The organism is Promicromonospora sukumoe 327MFSha3.1 (assembly GCF_000385135.1).
Classification (GTDB): domain Bacteria; phylum Actinomycetota; class Actinomycetes; order Actinomycetales; family Cellulomonadaceae; genus Promicromonospora; species Promicromonospora sukumoe_B.
Genome location: NZ_ARQM01000010.1, coordinates 2141661 through 2157518 on the forward strand (window position 1 = coordinate 2141661; position 15858 = coordinate 2157518).

Genomic DNA, 15858 nt, shown 5'->3' on the forward strand with positions numbered 1-15858 from the left:
GTCTGAGGTGGGGTGTCGACGTCTGAGGTGGGGTGTCGACGTCTGAGGTCAGGGCCGGTGCGATGACGCCGCGGCGCGCAGGACCTGCAGCACGCTCTCGGCGGGGACCTCGCACGGCTTGAGCACGGCGCCGTCCGTGGTGAACCAGATGTTCGCGCCGAGCCCTTCGGCGCCACCGAGTCGTTCCGCCTCGAACGAGACGACCTTGCCGCCCGCACGCGTGGTGCGGGTGACTCCCCAGGTCTGTCCAGCTATCCGTGCGCGCGACCAGCCCTCGGGGATCGCCCCGATCAGCGCGTCCAGCCCTTCGTCCCGCGACTCGCCCATGTGCTCGTCCCTCTCGCCGCGTGGTCACCCCTGAGTTCGAGGCGCACCCGTCTCAACCTGTCGGCGCGGGCGGGTTGTTCCCGGGGGTAGCGACTGGTCATGGGGCGAGTGGTCGTGGCGGGGCGTGGGTCTTGTCGGACGCCGTGGCGATGGGCCGGTGGTCCTGCGGCGCACCGACGGCGTTGGTCGGCTGCCGGGTCCCGCCAGGTCGCCGTTGACGGCGCGATGTCGGCGAAATCGGCTCGTGGCTGTCGGTTCCCGACAGGTCGCTGTCAGTGCCGAGCCGGTCGCTGGCAGTGCCGAGCCGGTTACGGCCAGTCCTGGGCCAGTCCCAGGCCAGTCCACGGTCACGGTCACGGTCACGGTCGACATGGTTGTTCCCTGGTTCAGAACGGCGGCTCGCCATGTGTGGACGGGGCAGCGTTGCCGGACGTGTCGGCGGTCGCCAGTGCGGTCGTGGCGTAAGCACGAGGCAGCCGGCGTCCGGTCAGGGCACGCAGGGTCAGGTCCTGACTGGTGTCCGGGTCGACCTGGTTCAGGTCCACTCGGGTGTCCAGGACCGTCGGCGGCCGGGTGTGCGTCCGACCTGCGGGTGTGGTCCAGGTCGTGATTCCCGTCCTCGGGTCGCGCACGACACCCCAGCCCGCATGCGTCTTGAGCAGGTGGTGGCGGCGGCAGAGCGCGTGGAGGTTGTCGGCACGGGTCTGGCCGCGCGCAGCCTTCCCGGCTGCGTGCTGACTGGCTTCCTGGTCGTGGTCGAACGGCTCGATATGGTCCAGGTCGCACGACACCGCCACCGCGTCACAGCCGATGAAGGTGCAGGTCCCGTCCCTGGCCTCGACCGCCGAGCGAAGCACCCGTCCCGGCTTGTACGTGGTAGTGGAGTAGTCGGTGAGCACCCCGGTGACCGGGTCGGTCAGCAGGCGCTGCCAGGTGGCGTCCTCAGCGATAAGCCGTGCAGTCTCAGCGGGTACCGACCCGAACCCGTCCAGTTCACCAGGCATGTCGTCCAGACCCAGGAGCGCGCTCGCCGGGACCGTGACCCGGACGACCGGCCGTGTCGGCGTCACCCGCACGACCGTCTCGTGAACGACGGGCGCCAGGCCGCCGCACGAGCAGACGGGACCGACACCGGCATCTCCGGTATCCGAACCAGTACCTGCGGCGTCCTCGACCTGCCCCCTCGGAGCGAACCGGCCCCCCGGCACCAGCCGACCGGTCACGATCCCGGTCAGGCAATCAGCACGGAGCTGACCCAGGGTCCGCTCCTCGCCCGCCATGTACCGCAGCTGGTGCGCCAAGTCGTCCACGACGCCCCACACCGCCGCAGCATCTACCGCCGGCAGATATGCCGACAACCAACCCATGTCGTTCTCCGCACGGTCCAGCTGGACGTTGCGGTCCAGTGCCGCGGCCCGGGCGGTCTCCTCGGCCCCGTGGCGGGCCTTCGCGAACGCCAGCATCTTGTTCCGCAACCACCGCCACGTCCGATACGGCGCCTGGGGTAGGTACCGGGCAATCGCCTCGGCCCGTTCAGCCACCGTCAGCTGAGCAGCCGAACGGAGGAGGGTGTGCGCCTTCTTCACGTCGATCCGCCCAGCGACCAACGCCTCGATCACCGTGGGATGCTCGGCACCGGACTCCGCCCGCACCACCACCTCAGACCCCTCCGCCTGCGTGACCACGAGCTCGGCCGTGACCTGCCCGACCAACGAGTTATGAGCCAGCGGGCTCGACTCCCGCCCCGCCCGCTCTGCCACAACGTGCGCCTGCACTCCGGCCGCCCACGACTGCAACCGCGCACACGCGCCCACGAGGTCCCCCAACATGTCGTCGGACAGAGCCGCCAGCGGGGCCGGCACGACCGCAACGGCACCGGACCCGGGACTGCCCTCGACATCGGGTTCCTCGGCGAACGCGTGGCCAGCGCCACCATGCGATCCGGCACCCAGCCCCGTGACCTCACTGACAACCCGCGCCAGCTCAGCACCCGGCGCCTCCGCCAGCGCCTCCCGCAGCACCTCGACGGGCCACAACTCCACCGGCCCGAAATCCGCAGCAGACTCCGGCCGACCACCAGACACGGCGCCACACCATTCCGGCTCCGGCGGCACGTCCAGCCCGTGCCGCCCGTCATCGTCACCGAACAACGCCTCACACTCGGCGAACAACGCCGCGAGCCACGCGTCATCGGGCATGGTGCCGTCCACGAACGGATCCTCACGCACGGCAGATACCGAGCCTCCACCGCCGTCCGACCATTGCCTGCCCATGCCAACACCTCCCCCGACCCTAATATCACTCCAGCCACACCATTACAGCGGACTTTTGTTCGATCCTACGAGGACCCACTGACACCCGCTCGTTCTTCTGCCCGCCGCGTAACCAGCTCCCGTCGGGGTGCGCCAGCGCGGTCACAGCGGTAGCCAGGACGACGTCGAGACAGAAGGACCGACGCCAAGAGGACGGCGCATCACCAGGGGCGCCGTCCGGCGTCGGCCGACGCGACCACCCACGGCGCAATACCGTGCGAAGGCGCGTCGACCCCGCCCAGCCAGGACTACTGCCGCACCCCCGTCCGCGCCGCCCGCTCGACCCGGGCGACCAGCCGGCTGTTGTGTGCGGCCCGCGCGAATCCCGGCGTGTGACGGGTGCCGTCAGCCATGTCCCGCGCGAGGCTCGCGTACACCTCTCCCACGTTGACGGAGGCTCCGGTCCAGATCTCGGCCGCGGCCGGACCCGTGCCCGTGGCCACCGGACCGTCGGGCACCTCGAACCCAACGCTCGAGGTCAGCGTGAGGTCACCGACCTGGACGCCGGCAGGATGGTCGCCCGTGAGCCTGAGCCAGCCGTCGGCACCACGGACTTCCAGGCTGAACCCGGCCTCGGCCACAGGCACACCAGCCAGGACCTGGACGCTCACCGGCGCACCGGAGGCGGTCTTCACGATGGCGTCCAGGTGGTCCGGGACCTCACGGGTGGTGACGGTGCCGGTGTCGACGAGCTTCACCTCCGGCCAGAGGAGCTCCGTCCGCGCGTCGATCTCGGTGATGTCCCCGAGGACGGTCTCGACGACGTCCAGGACGTGGCCGACGGCGATCGTCAGGAAGCCCGCCCCGGCCGCGGCCTTGTCGAAGTACTCGTAGGCGCTCACCGACTCCGGGCCGTTCCCGAAGGTCGTGGCGGTGACACGTGCCGACAGCAGCCGCCCGAGCCTGCCCTGGGCGACGATCTCGGCCGCCCGGCGCACCGACGGGTTGAGGCTGCCCTGCAGCCCGATCGCGGTGTGCAGCGATCCGGCCGCCGCCGCCATCTCCTCGGTCTCCGTGACACTCGCACCCAGCGGGGACTCCGAGTACACGGCCTTGCCCGCCCCGAGGGCGGCGAGCACGAGCTCGCGGTGCGCCGGGACCTTCACGGCGACGGTGACGAGGTCGATCGACGGGTCGCCGATCAGGTCGTACGGGTCCGCGTACCAGCGTTCGGCCCCGAACAGCTCGGCGGCCTCTCGTGCGCTCTCCTCGCGCCGGGTGGCCACCGCCGCGAGCACGAGCTGCGGCTGGGCGGCCAGCGCGGGGATGTGGGAGGCGCCGGCCCAGCTCGCCTTCGCGTCCGCGCCGATGATCCCGACACGGATCGGGTTGCTTGCCATGGTGTGTTGCTCCGTTCGGTCTGCTGTGGTCAAGGCATGTCGTGTCGACCCCTGCGGGGTCGTGCTTCACCGGCCGACGGCGGCCATGCCGTCGGGGTCGTGCCGGTCGCCGGACGCAGGCGCCAGGCCGTTCAGCCGGCCGATCTGCTCCGGGGTGAGCCGGATCCCGTCGGCGCCGAGGTTCTCCTCGAGCCGCGCGATGCGCCGGGTGCCGGGGATGGGGCTGATGTCGTCGCCCTGCGCCAGGAGCCAGGCCAGGGCGACCTGGGCCGGGGTGGCTCCGGCCTCCGTCGCCACGGCCCGGACCTCGTCGACGATGCGCAGGTTCCGTTCCAGGTTGCCGCCGGTGAAGCGTGGGTTGGTGCGCCGCCAGTCGTCCGCGTCGAGACCGTCAAGTGAGCGGATGCTCCCGGTCAGGAAGCCGTGCCCCAGCGGGGAGTAGGCCACCAGGCCGATCCCCAGCTCGCGCAGCACCGGCAGGACCTCCGCCTCGGGGTCCCGCGTCCAGAGCGAGTACTCGCTCTGGACGACGGCGAGGGGGTGGACCGCGTGCGCACGGCGGATCGTGGCGGGACCGGCCTCCGACAGGCCGATGTGGCGCACCTTTCCCTGGGCGACCAGCTCGGCCAGGGCGCCGACGACGTCCTCGATCGGGACGCCCGGGTCGACCCGGTGCTGGTAGTAGAGGTCGATGCGGTCGGTGCCGAGGCGCCGTAGCGACCCCTCGACGGCGAGCCGGATGTTCGCGGGGCTGCTGTCCGGACCCGGCCCGCCCGTGTGGGACACGAGCGCGTGGGACACCAGGCCGAACTTGGTGGCGACCACCACCTCGTCGCGGCGTCCCTTGATCGCCCTGCCGAGCAGGGCTTCGTTGGTGTATGGCCCGTAGACCTCCGCGGTGTCCAGGTGCGTGACCCCACGGTCGAGGGCGTGCCGGACGGTGCGGACGGAGTCCTCCTCGGACTCTCCCTTCCCGGTGTAGAAGTCGGACATTCCCATGACTCCCAGGCCGAGGCGCGAGACCTCGAGCCCGCCGAGCGATGTGGTGCGCAACGGATGGCCCTCTCCCGGATCGGTCACCGCGGGCAGCACCCACGCGACCGAGTGAACTTGACGCATCAAGATGAACTTGATGCGTCAATTTCTACCGTGCAGAACTTGATGCGTCAACAACGCGCCCGTAGGCTGCACCGCATGACCTCGACGGCGGACGAGCGACGAGCCGAACCACGCTGGCTGAACCAGGAGGAGCTGGCGGCGTGGCTGGCCAACTCGGCGATCATGATCAGCCTGCCCGCGGCCCTCGACGCCCGGATGCAGCGCGAGTCCCAGCTGACCTTCTTCGAGTACATGGTTCTCTCCGTGCTCTCCGAGCAGGAGGACAGGACCATGCAGATGAGCGCGCTGGCCGTCCGGACGTCGGCCTCGCTGTCGCGGCTGTCCCACGTCGTCGGACGGCTGGAGACGCGCGGGCTGCTTACACGGTCGCGGATCCCGGGCGCGGGACGCCGCACCAACACGACGCTGACCGAAGCCGGCCACGACGTCGTCGTCGCGGCGGCGCCCGGACACGTCGCGGCGGTCCGCGAGTACCTCATCGACTCGCTGGAACCGCGGGACCTCAAGGCCCTGCAACGCATCGGCACCGCAGTGGAGGCCGCGATCAACGGCGCAGCGGTCCCCCAGGCCACCACAGAGCAGTAGGAGACACCGAGCAGTAGGAGACGGAGGACCAATGGTCTCGATCACCGAGGTCCGCAAGCTGCTGATCGCCGACCGCGAGCGCACGACCGAGCTGATCTCGTCCCTCACCGGAAGCATCGCCTCGATGGTGGAGGCGACGCAGCTGTCCGCCTCCGACGACGAGCACGACCCGGAGGGGTCGACGATCGCGTTCGAGCGCTCGCAGGCGAGCGCCCTGCTCGCCACGGCCACGGAGCACCTGTCCGACGTCGACGCCGCCCTGGAGCGGGTCGACGCGGGCACCTACGGCCGTTGCGAGCGCTGCGGACAGGCCATCGCCCGCGAGCGCCTGCTGGCCCGGCCCACGGCTCGGACCTGCATCGCCTGCGCCGCGGCGAGCTAGTGCCGTGGACCGCCGTCGCACCCGAGGACCCTAGGCTGCGGGGCGTGAGATACGACCAACTTGAGGCAGATGTCCTCAGGCTCATCGTCGGGGCGACCGACAGCAGTGTCCGCGCCTTCGGCGAGCAGACAGTCACCCGCCTCGTGCAGCCGGTGCTGCTGCACGGTGCGGCCGAGGACGAGCTCACCCAAGAGGCCCGGGACGCGCTCGCCACCGCCTGCGCGAACGTCCTGACGATCAGCGCAGGCGAACTGCACGATGCGCTCGCGACGATCTACGACGGCATCCTGGTCGACGACGATCTCGATGCCGAGGTCCTGACCGCCGTCAGCGCGTTGGCGCACTGGCACAGCTACCTGGAGCAGAACCGGCGCGGCGAGCTCTACGAGCTCGCCATCCGCTCCATCGAGGACGTCGACCACCAGGTGTCCGCCGATCTCGACGACTTCCTCGCCGCACCGGAGATGGCCGCCGAGCGCGAACGCATCCGCCGGCTGCTGGAGCCCGATGGGACGTAGGGGCCTCCGGTTCAGCCCGCTGCCGCGGCGGCGGTCCGGTCGTTGTACACCAGCTCCCAGACGTGCCCGTCGGGGTCGCTGACATACCCGGTGTACGCCCCGTCGCGCTCGGCCGCCGCCTCGGCGGACCCACCCGCTTCCGGCGCACGGGCGAGGACGTCGTCGATCTCCACCTTGCCGCCCATCGCGCACGAGAGGATCACGGCGCCCGGGTGCGGAACCACCGGGCGCGCGTGACCGGCGCGCTCGACGTAGGCCGCGTACTCGCCCTGCTCGATCAGGAACAGCGACAGGTTCGGCAGCTCGAACGCGATCATCCCCTCGTCGATCCCGGGCGTCTCGAGGCCCAGGCCGTCACGGTAGAAGCGCAACGTGCGCTCCAGGTCGGCAACCGGGAGCGAGACGACGACGGTGACGGGGCTCATGGCCGTGATCCTAACATGTCTTGTGGTTCATATGAATGGTCGGTAATGTTTGGTCCATGGACGGTTTCGCGGTGATCGCCGAGCCGACCCGGCGCGCGATCGTGGACCGCCTCCGGCTCGGCGAGAGCGATGTGGGCACCCTCGTCGAGGAGCTGCGGGTGTCGCAGCCGCTGGTGTCCAAGCACCTCCGGGTGCTGCGGCAGGCGGGCGTGGTGGAGTCGGAGGTCGCGGGCAAGCGCCGGATCTACCGGCTCACGGACCGTCCGCTGCCGGACGTGCTCGCCTGGGTCAGGCCCTACGTCGACCGCTGGAGCACGAGCTTCGACCGGCTGGCCGAGGCACTCGACGACGAGGAGGAACGACGATGACGGACTCCGTTCAGGCCCCGCGCGACGAGGAGATCGCCGCGCAGGTGCGCGCGCCGATCGAGGTGCTGCTGGAGCTGGAGGAGGACCGGTGGACGATCGTCATGCGCCGCCGGTTCCCGCACGGCCGGCAGAAGGTGTGGGCCATGCTCACCGATCCCGCGAAGCTGGCGCGCTGGTCGCCGATCGTGCCCGACCGTCCGCTGGCCGAGCCCGGGCCCGCGACCAGTCGGGAGAACCCCGGCGACGACCCGGCCGACGCCGAGGTCCTCGTCGCGGACGCGCCGCGACGCCTCACCCACCGCTGGGGCGACGACCTGCTGAGCTGGACGTTGACGCCCGACGGCGACGGCACCGTCCTGGAGCTGCGCCAGACCACCGCCGAGCGTGCCGCCGCGGCGATGCTGGCCGCAGGCTGGCAGGTGTGCTTCGGGCGTCTGGCCGCCGAGGACGGTACGGACCGGGAGCGCCCGACCGGCCGGCGCGCACTGGCCTACGGCTGGCAGGAGCTGAGCGACGGCTACGAGAGCCGGTTCTCCGGGTAGACACCCCTCCGACCTGGCACATAGCGTCTCGGCCATGACCGAGACCACGGAGATCTACGCCGACGACGCCCGCATCGTGCAGCTCATCCCCGCGGACGGGTGGGTCGCCGTCTACAAGGACGAGCACGCCGAGGTCCGCGCTCCCCTGGTGGCGTGGGGTCTGCGGCGCGACGGGCAGGTCGTGCCGCTGGACACCGCCCCCGAGGGCGACGTCGGCGACCCCCGGGAGACGGCCGGGTTCGACCGCGTCGAGCGGCTCACTCTTGGGCACTAGCCTGGGCCGGGGCGGCAGCCAGGCCGACATCCTCGATGGATCCGTACGGTCAGGGTCGGTTCGGGTCGGGGTGCACCACCATGAAGAGCGACCAGGCGGGCGCGGCCGGGTCCTCCGGGCGGGCGGCGAACTCTTCCAGCAGATCCTTGAGCCGGGTGCGGAACTCCTCCATCTGCGGCGGTGGCAGGCGCAGCGCCATCCTGGTGCCCTCGGCCTCGGTCGCGGGGACGAGGGCGAGCTCCTCCAGGAACGCGTCGAGCATCGACTTCTCCAGCGCGGGCGATTCGAGCTGCCAGCTCTTGCGCGTCGCGAGATACGGGATCTCTCGTGCGCCGCGCGCGCCGCGCCGTTCCTCCTGCGCCTCCAGGAACCCGGTGCGGACCAGCGTCCTGGTGTGGTGCAGCACGCTGGCCGGGTCTCGGCCAAGGATCGCCGCGATCTCCTTGTTCGTGTGCGGCTCCTCCAGGCAGATGCGCAGGATGCGCAGGCGGAGGGCGGAGGCGAGCGCCTTCGCCTCCGCGTCGGTCGCCAGCCGGCGTTCGGTCATGGTCAGCAGCCTACTGAAGAGCGGGCAGACCGGTGACGGGCTGGAGCGTAAGTGATTGACAAAGCCCAATCACTTGCCCAGGATGTCGTCGTGCGCTTCGACTTCCACGGATCCACGGATCTACCACCACGCCCATCAGGGCCCGAACAATCGAGGTCGAACATGCCGAACCGGCAAGCAGTGTCCTGGGTCAGCCCCGTCGAGATTCCCCCGGGGCCCGGTGAGCGGGCGAACGACTACGACAGTTTCGCCGAGGCCTACGCCGCCGAGAACGAGACCAGCCTCCTGAACGCCTACTACTCGAATCCCGCGATCGTCGACCTGGCCGGCGACGTAGCGGGCCGCCGGATCCTCGATGCCGGATGCGGCGCCGGCCCCGTCGCCGAGGCCCTGCGCGAGCGGGGAGCCGTCGTCGCCGGCTTCGACTCCAGCGCCGGGATGCTGGCACTGGCCCGGCAGCGGCTCGGCGACGACGTCGTGCTGGAACGCGCCGAGCTGGGCGGCCCGCTGCCCTTCGCCGATGCCGGGTTCGACGACGTCGTCGCTTCCCTGGTCCTGCACTACCTGGAGGACTGGACGACGGCCCTGGCCGAGCTCCGGCGCGTGCTGAAGCCCGGCGGCCGCCTCATCGGGTCGGTCCACCACCCCTTCGTCAGCCATCTGACGGCACCGCCCGGAACCGACTACTTCGCGACCCGCCCCACCTCCCAGTGGTGGGAGCTCGGCGGCACCAAGCACCTGATGACCTTCTGGGACCGGCCGCTGCACGCGATCACCGACGCGTTCACCGCGGCCGGCTTCCGGATCGACGTCATCAGCGAACCGCCCCCGGGACCCGGCGCCCGCGAACGGTTCCCCGAGATCTTCGCGCAGAGGGAGTCGGGCACGTTCCTGTGCTTCCTGTTCTTCGTCCTCACGAAGACCTGACTGCCGCCCGCAGGGGCGGGCGGCAGTCCCAGGTCTACTTGATGGACGGAACGGGCACCCGCGCCCAGTCGGTGTCGGACGCGAGGTAGAACCCCGGGTGCGACGGCTGGTTGTAGGTTGTCTGCTGCCGCGCCACCTCGGCCCGGTACTGCGGGTCGTGCAGCAGCGTGTACATCTTGATCCCGCTCACCTCGGTCGACGTGTAGATCCGCAGGGCCGAGGAGTCCGCGGTGGGGACCACCAGCTCCTCGCGCCAGTCACCGAGGACGTCGGCGACGAGCGACGGGTTGCCCTTCCAGTAGTTGTTGGTGCGCGTGCCCTCCGCGGTCAGCACCGTGCCCCTGGACCAGTCCTCGATGGTCGGCGTCTCCTCGCGGTCGCCGCTCACGACCTGCGTGGTGCCGTCACCGGCCCACCGGATGCTCTGGTTGAGGCCCGGGCCCTCCTCGTCGAGGAGCTCACCCGTCGCGCTGAGCAGGCCGGCCGCCTCCGGCCGGTCGTCGCCCGCCCGGGCGCTGTGCCAGACCTCCAGGCCGGGCACGTCCGGTCGGACGTCGCCCAGGAGCGCCCGCCCGGTGTCGACGCCGGAGTACGTGCCGAACAGCGCCTCCCCGGTGGCGGCGTCGCGCAGCACGGAACCGTAGGGCACGCCCGCACCGCCCTCGTGGCAGGTCCAGATCTCCAGGCCCGGGCGCGACGGGTCGACGTCGGTCACGTGCATGGCGTCGCCGTGACCCAGGCTCTTCACCACCCCGGGGTCCGCCGACCCCTCGGGCAGCATGTCCGACGACGAGTACAGCAGCGTGCCGTCGTCGTCGAGCGTGGCCGCGCCGTAGACGATCTCGTGCCTGCCGTCGCCGTCGACGTCCGCCGCGGACAGCGAGTGGAACCCCTGGCCCCACAGCTGCGTGAGCTCGTTGTCGGGATCGGGCTGGACGCCCTTGTTCGCGCTGTCCAGGAACGGGTTGTTCATCGGTTTGGACCCGGAGTCGGCGACCCATCGCGTGGTCAGGTCCCGCCCGTCCCAGTCGTAGGCCACGATCGCGGCCCGCGTGTAGTACCCGCGGGCGAAGATCGCCGACGGGTGCTCGCCGTCGAGGTAGGCGACGCCCGAGAGGAAGCGGTCGACCCGGTTGCCGGGCTCGATGCGGGTCCACTCGTAGTCGCCCCAGCGCAGGCCGTCGTCAGTGCGCCCGGGCTCGTGGTCGACCGTCTCCAGGGGGCGACCGGAGCGGCCGTCGAAGACGGTGAGGTACTCCGGTCCGCTCTGGACGAAGCCCTCGAAGGTGCGCAGGTCGTTGCGGTCGGACCGGGCCGGCGCCCACTCGTCGATGTAGTAGTCCACCAGCTCGCGGGCGTCGCCGGCCGAGAGCGGGTACGTGTACCGCGGCTCGATGCCGAACGCCTCCTCCAGCGTCGCCGGCCACTGGCCGCTGCGGACCTCGGGCTCGTCGGTCCACCCCTGGAACAGCTCCACCAGGTGGTCGGCGTAGTCCGCGGCGCTCCAGCGGAAGTCGGATCCGTCGGTGACGCCCGCCCGGCGGTCCTCCCGCGAGATCGGCACGTAGCGCTCGCTCGCGGGCCGGCCGTCGCGGTAGGTCGTGACCTTCGTGCCGGGCGCGGTCTTCACCATGACCTCGGCCTGCCCGTCGCCGTCGAAGTCGTAGACGGGGAACTGCGTGTAGTGCGCGCCCGCCCGGATGTTGACCCCCAGGTCGATGCGCCACAGCTGGGTGCCGTCGAGCTCGTAGGCGTCCAGGTACACGTTGCCCGTGTACCCCTTCTGCGACACGTCCTTCGAGTTGGACGGGTCCCACTTGAGCACGATCTCCAGCTCGCCGTCCCGGTCGAGGTCGGCCATCGACGCGTCGTTGGCCGAGTAGGTGTAGCTCTCCCCCGCGGGCGTCACGCCGTCGGCGGGCTTGTTCAGCGGGATGTCGAGGTGGCCGTCGGCCCAGGCGGTCACCGGCGCGCTGCGCTTGCCGATCCGCTCGGCTCCGCCCTTGCCCCGCGTCACCGGCGCGACGGCGTACCTCGACGCAGCGTCGCCGGCGGCGTCGAGGTAGTTCGTGGAGTCCGTGACCGTGGCGACCCGCCTGCCGTCGCGGTAGACGGCGAAGCCCGGGCCGGCCATCCCGGTCCCGGTGTGTCCCGTGACCTCGTCACCCAGCAGGCGCCAGGAGAGGAAGACCCCCTCGCTGGTGCTCGCGGCGACGAGCCCGCGGTCGAGGTGTTCGAGCTGTACCTTCCCGGTGCTCCCGGGGCCGCCTCCTGGTCCGGGCTGCGCTCCTGCCGGGCCGCCCCCGACGGCGAGCGCACCCACCATCAGCACGGCCACGGCCCCTACGGTGGTTCTGGTCGTTCGCATGGCTCATTCCTCTCTGCGTCATTGCACTCCGAGCAGCTCGGAGAAGGACTGGTTCGAGTCGAGCGAGAGCCGTCAGGCCAGGTCCAGCGAGACCGTGACGTACGAGTGCGCGGGCAGGTCGACCTCGAGGCCGCGCGGGTGCGGCCGGACGCCGTCGTGCCGGGCCGGCGCGACGGCGTCCGGCTGCGCCGCGGTGTTGTGCGCGTTCAGCGTCGGGCCGGTCAGCACCTGGGCGGAGTGCTCCAGCAGGTCGCGACCCCGCAGGTCCAGGACGACCGTCCGGTCCTGCTCGACGTCCAGGTTCGTCAGCGACACCAGCGCGGTGTCACCACGGGTGGACGCCGACGCCGAGAGCGTCGGCAGCTCGACGTCGTCGACCGCGGACGTCGGCACCTCGCCGCGCCAGTGCACGTCCAGGGCGGCGGCGTCGTGGTGCCCCGTGTTCATCGCGAACACGTGGTAGGTCGGGGTCAGGACGAGCGCATCGGTCTCCGGGTCGGTCAGGATCATCGACTGCAGGACGTTGACCGTCTGGGCGATGTTGGCCATGACCACGCGGCCGGCGTGCCGGTGGAAGGCGTCGAAGTGCCGGCTGGCGACGACGGCGTCGCGCAGGGTGTTCTGCTGGTACAGGAACCCCGGGTTGGTGCCGGGCTCGACGTTCCACCACGTGCCCCACTCGTCGACGACCAGGCCCACCCGCTTCTTGGGGTCGTAGCGGTCCATCACCGCGCCGTGCCGTTCGAGCAGGTGCTCCATGTGCGCCGCGCGGGCCAGCGCCCGGTACCACTCGTCGGTGCCGAACTCGGTGGCCGAACCCTTGTCCGACCACGGACCGGTCATCGTGTAGTAGTGCAGGGAGATGCCCTGGAACGGGGCCGTACGCCCCTCGCCGTCCTCCAGCGCGTCGAACGAGCGCATCAGGGTCTCGGTCCAGTGGAAGTCGTCCACGTTCGCACCGGCGGCGATCCGGTAGACGTCGTTGCCGGCGTGCTCACGCACGTAGGTCGCGTACTGCCGGGCGAGCGAGGCGAACTGCTCGGCGCGCAGGTTTCCGCCGCAGCCCCAGGCCTCGTTGCCGATCCCCCAGAACGGCACCCGCCACGGGGCGTCCCGCCCGTGCTCGCGGCGCAGCGACGCCATCGGCGAGTCGTCGCCGCGGGTGAGGTACTCGATCCACTCGCTCATCTCCCGGACGGAGCCGGAACCGACGTTCCCGGACACGTACGGGTCGGCGCCCAGCAGCTCGCACAGCGCCATGAACTCCTGCGTGCCGAAGGAGTTGTCCTCCACGACGTCGCCCCAGTGGGAGTTGACCATCCGGGGCCGCTCGTCGCGCGGGCCGACGCCGTCGCGCCAGTGGTAGTCGTCGGCGAAGCACCCGCCGGGCCAGCGCAGGTTGGGGATGTCGATGGCGCGCAGTGCCGCCACGACGTCGGAGCGGATGCCGCCCACGTTCGGCACGTCGGAGTCCTCCCCCACCCAGAAGCCGCCGTAGATGCAGCGCCCGAGGTGCTCGGCGAAGTGGCCGTAGATGTGCCGGGAGATGGTGGCGCCCGGCAGGTCGAGATTGATGACGGCAGTCAGATCAGTACCCATGGAGCTCTCTCTCGTCGCGTCGTTGCGGTCCGGCAGAGCGTCGGGTGCCGCGCTCTGTCACGTGGTGCGACATACTGCCATGAATCGATTCATGCCAGACTGGTGCCATGCGACGACGCACGACACCGGAGTCCTTCGATCCCGCTCAGGTCCGCCCGTGGAACGCCGGCCTCGCCGGCCTCGGCTTCGGCGGTGACTACAACCCCGAGCAGTGGCCCGACGACGTGCGGCTCGAGGACCTCGAGCTCATGCGCGAGGCGGGCGTCAACCTGCTGAGCGTGGCGATCTTCTCCTGGGCCACGATCGAACCGCGCGAGGGCGAGCTGGACTGGGCCTGGCTGGACACCACGATGGACCGCCTGCACGGCGCGGGTATCCAGGTGGCGCTCGCCACGGCGACCGCGTCGCCGCCGCCGTGGCTGACGCGCGAGCACCCCGAGATCCTGCCGCGGCTCGCGGACGGGACCGTGCTGCACCAGGGCGGGCGGCAGTCGTACGCGGTCACCCACCCGGTCCACCGCGAGTACGCGCTGCGGATGACCACCCGCATGGCCGAGCGCTACCGCGACCACCCGGCGCTGGCGCTGTGGCACGTGGACAACGAGATCGGCTGCCACGTCCCCCGCGACTACTCCGCCGCCGCCGCCGACGCCTTCCGCCAGTGGCTGCGCGAGCGGTACACCACGGTCGACGCGCTCAACGACGCCTGGGGCACCGCGTTCTGGTCGCAGCGCTACGGCTCGTTCGACGACGTCCTCCCGCCGCTGGTGGCGCCCACGTACGCCAACCCCACCCAGCAGCTCGACTTCGACCGGTTCTCCTCGGACGCGCTCCTCGACTACTACCGCGACCTGCGCGACACTCTGCGCCAGATCACGCCGCACGTGCCGGTGACCACGAACCTGATGGCGACCAGCCACACCAAGGGCATGGACTACTTCTCCTGGGCCCCGGAGCTGGACGTCGTGGCGAACGACCACTACACGGCCGCGGCTGACCCGGAGCGGCACGTCGACCTCGCGTTCTCCGCAGACCTGACCCGCGGGATCGCCGGCGGAGACCCCTGGATCCTCATGGAGCACTCGACCTCGGCGGTCAACTGGCAGCCGCGCAACCGCGCCAAGCTGCCCGGAGAGCTCCTGCGCAACTCGCTGCAGCACGTCGCGCGCGGCGCGGACTCGGTGATGTTCTTCCAGTGGCGCCAGTCCAGGGCCGGGGCCGAGAAGTACCACTCGGCGATGGTCCCCCACGCCGGCCGGGACACGGACCTGTGGCGCGACGTCGTCGGCCTCGGTGATGCCCTCGAGGCGCTCGGCGAGGTGCGCGGTTCGCGCGTGCGCTCGCGGGCGGCGATCGTGGTGGACTGGCCGTCGTGGTGGGGATCCGAGCTCGACTCCCACCCCACGCAGGCGCTGCGGTACATGGACCAGGTGCAGGCCTGGTACGGCGCGCTGTGGCGCCGCGGCGTCACCACGGACATGGTGTCACCGGGTGCGGACCTCGACGGCTACGACCTCGTGGTGCTGCCCACCACCTATCTCGTCACGGATGCCGACGCCGCGAACGTGGCTGCCGCCGCGCAGCGGGGCGCGACCGTCGTCGTGACCTACTTCTCGGGCATCGTCGACGAGCACGACCACGTGCGCCTCGGCGGGTACCCGGGCGCGTTCCGCGACCTCCTGGGCGTGCGCACCGAGGAGTTCTACCCCCTGCAGGACGGCGAGACCGTGCACGTCGTCGGCGAGGCGGTCGGTGGCGCGGCGACCGCGGACCTCTGGACCGAGAAGTCGCACGTCGCCGACGACGCCGAGGTGATGGCGTCCTACCAGGACGGCGCGCTCGCCGACCGCCCCGCGGTCACCCGGCGCGCCGTCGGGCAGGGGCACGCCTGGTACGTCGCGACCCGCCTGGACCGCGAAGGCCTCGACGACCTGGCCGGCACGCTCGTCGCGGAGGCGGGCGTGGGCCCGGAGTTCTCGGCGCCCGCCGGTGTGGAGGTCGTCCGCCGGTGGTCGGACGCCGCTCCCCCGGCCGGCCAGGAGCCGACGTCGTGGGTGTTCGTGCTCAACCACACCGAGGAGTCCGCGACCGTCGGCACCGAGGCGGCGCCGGTGACCGGGACCGAGCTGCTCACCGGCGAGAGAGTCAGCGGGACCCTGACGGTGCCAGCGGGCGGCGTCCGCGTGCTCCGGGTCGGCTGACGGCGCCGGCCGACCCGGAGCCGG

The 15858-nt window shown here is 71.3% G+C and carries 16 protein-coding genes; 8 read left to right on the top strand and 8 right to left on the bottom strand.

Annotated elements, in window-relative coordinates:
- Positions 1-48 precede the first annotated feature (48 nt).
- The 4 genes from H291_RS0113365 to H291_RS0113380 all read right to left on the bottom strand — a co-directional run bounded on the left by H291_RS0113365 (position 49) and on the right by H291_RS0113380 (position 5032).
- Positions 49-327: a hypothetical protein gene (locus tag H291_RS0113365; RefSeq protein WP_020015509.1), complete on the bottom strand. Its 279-nt coding sequence runs from the start codon at positions 325-327 to the stop codon at positions 49-51.
- Between the two features lie 386 nt (positions 328-713).
- Positions 714-2537 (bottom strand): HNH endonuclease signature motif containing protein, encoded by a 1824-nt coding sequence (locus H291_RS0113370; protein ID WP_020015510.1) that lies wholly within the window; start codon positions 2535-2537, stop codon positions 714-716.
- A 350-nt stretch (positions 2538-2887) separates the two neighbouring features.
- The gene (locus H291_RS0113375; protein ID WP_020015511.1) at positions 2888-3979 is read right to left on the bottom strand and encodes a Gfo/Idh/MocA family protein; all 1092 of its coding nucleotides are present in this window, start codon (positions 3977-3979) and stop codon (positions 2888-2890) included.
- Positions 3980-4045: 66 nt separating this feature from the next.
- A complete protein-coding gene (locus H291_RS0113380) occupies positions 4046-5032 on the bottom strand; it encodes an aldo/keto reductase (protein ID WP_026365719.1) in 987 nt (328 codons plus the stop codon).
- 141 nt (positions 5033-5173) lie between these two features.
- On the opposite strand from H291_RS0113380, the gene H291_RS30000 reads away from it, so the two are divergent.
- Genes H291_RS30000 through H291_RS0113395 form a run of 3 tightly spaced genes read left to right on the top strand, consistent with a single transcriptional unit; the run spans position 5174 to position 6583 of the window.
- Positions 5174-5683, top strand: a complete 510-nt coding sequence (locus H291_RS30000) for a MarR family winged helix-turn-helix transcriptional regulator (protein ID WP_020015513.1) — start codon at positions 5174-5176, stop codon at positions 5681-5683.
- Between the two features lie 31 nt (positions 5684-5714).
- Complete coding sequence (locus H291_RS0113390) at positions 5715-6065, top strand: TraR/DksA family transcriptional regulator (protein WP_020015514.1); 351 nt, start codon at positions 5715-5717, stop codon at positions 6063-6065.
- Positions 6066-6109: 44 nt separating this feature from the next.
- The gene (locus H291_RS0113395) at positions 6110-6583 is read left to right on the top strand and encodes a hypothetical protein (protein WP_020015515.1); all 474 of its coding nucleotides are present in this window, start codon (positions 6110-6112) and stop codon (positions 6581-6583) included.
- Between the two features lie 11 nt (positions 6584-6594).
- On the opposite strand, the gene H291_RS0113400 is transcribed toward H291_RS0113395, so the two are convergent.
- Positions 6595-7008, bottom strand: a complete 414-nt coding sequence (locus H291_RS0113400; protein ID WP_020015516.1) for a VOC family protein — start codon at positions 7006-7008, stop codon at positions 6595-6597.
- Positions 7009-7064: 56 nt separating this feature from the next.
- On the opposite strand from H291_RS0113400, the gene H291_RS0113405 reads away from it, so the two are divergent.
- Genes H291_RS0113405 through H291_RS0113415 form a run of 3 tightly spaced genes read left to right on the top strand, consistent with a single transcriptional unit; the run spans position 7065 to position 8192 of the window.
- Entirely contained in the window at positions 7065-7376 is a 312-nt protein-coding gene (locus H291_RS0113405; protein WP_020015517.1) for an ArsR/SmtB family transcription factor, read from the top strand.
- On the top strand, positions 7373-7918 hold the full coding sequence (locus H291_RS0113410) for an SRPBCC domain-containing protein (RefSeq protein WP_020015518.1): 546 nt from the start codon (positions 7373-7375) through the stop codon (positions 7916-7918). Before H291_RS0113405 ends, H291_RS0113410 begins: the two co-directional genes overlap by 4 nt.
- Before the next feature lie 34 nt (positions 7919-7952).
- Positions 7953-8192 (top strand): hypothetical protein, encoded by a 240-nt coding sequence (locus H291_RS0113415; protein WP_020015519.1) that lies wholly within the window; start codon positions 7953-7955, stop codon positions 8190-8192.
- A gap of 49 nt (positions 8193-8241) precedes the next feature.
- Here the strand turns inward: H291_RS0113415 and H291_RS0113420 are convergent, their stop codons facing one another.
- Complete coding sequence (locus H291_RS0113420) at positions 8242-8739, bottom strand: ArsR/SmtB family transcription factor (RefSeq protein WP_020015520.1); 498 nt, start codon at positions 8737-8739, stop codon at positions 8242-8244.
- A gap of 162 nt (positions 8740-8901) precedes the next feature.
- Between H291_RS0113420 and H291_RS0113425 the strand changes: the two genes are divergently transcribed.
- Complete coding sequence (locus tag H291_RS0113425) at positions 8902-9666, top strand: class I SAM-dependent methyltransferase (protein WP_084468024.1); 765 nt, start codon at positions 8902-8904, stop codon at positions 9664-9666.
- A gap of 34 nt (positions 9667-9700) precedes the next feature.
- Here H291_RS0113425 and H291_RS0113430 read toward each other — a convergent pair whose 3' ends face one another.
- Positions 9701-12034, bottom strand: a complete 2334-nt coding sequence (locus H291_RS0113430) for a rhamnogalacturonan lyase (RefSeq protein WP_026365722.1) — start codon at positions 12032-12034, stop codon at positions 9701-9703.
- Positions 12035-12106: 72 nt separating this feature from the next.
- Positions 12107-13633, bottom strand: coding sequence for an alpha-N-arabinofuranosidase (locus tag H291_RS0113435; protein WP_020015523.1), 1527 nt, complete (start codon positions 13631-13633; stop codon positions 12107-12109).
- Between the two features lie 107 nt (positions 13634-13740).
- Between H291_RS0113435 and H291_RS0113440 the strand changes: the two genes are divergently transcribed.
- Positions 13741-15834 (top strand): beta-galactosidase, encoded by a 2094-nt coding sequence (locus tag H291_RS0113440; RefSeq protein ID WP_020015524.1) that lies wholly within the window; start codon positions 13741-13743, stop codon positions 15832-15834.
- Positions 15835-15858 lie beyond the last annotated feature (24 nt).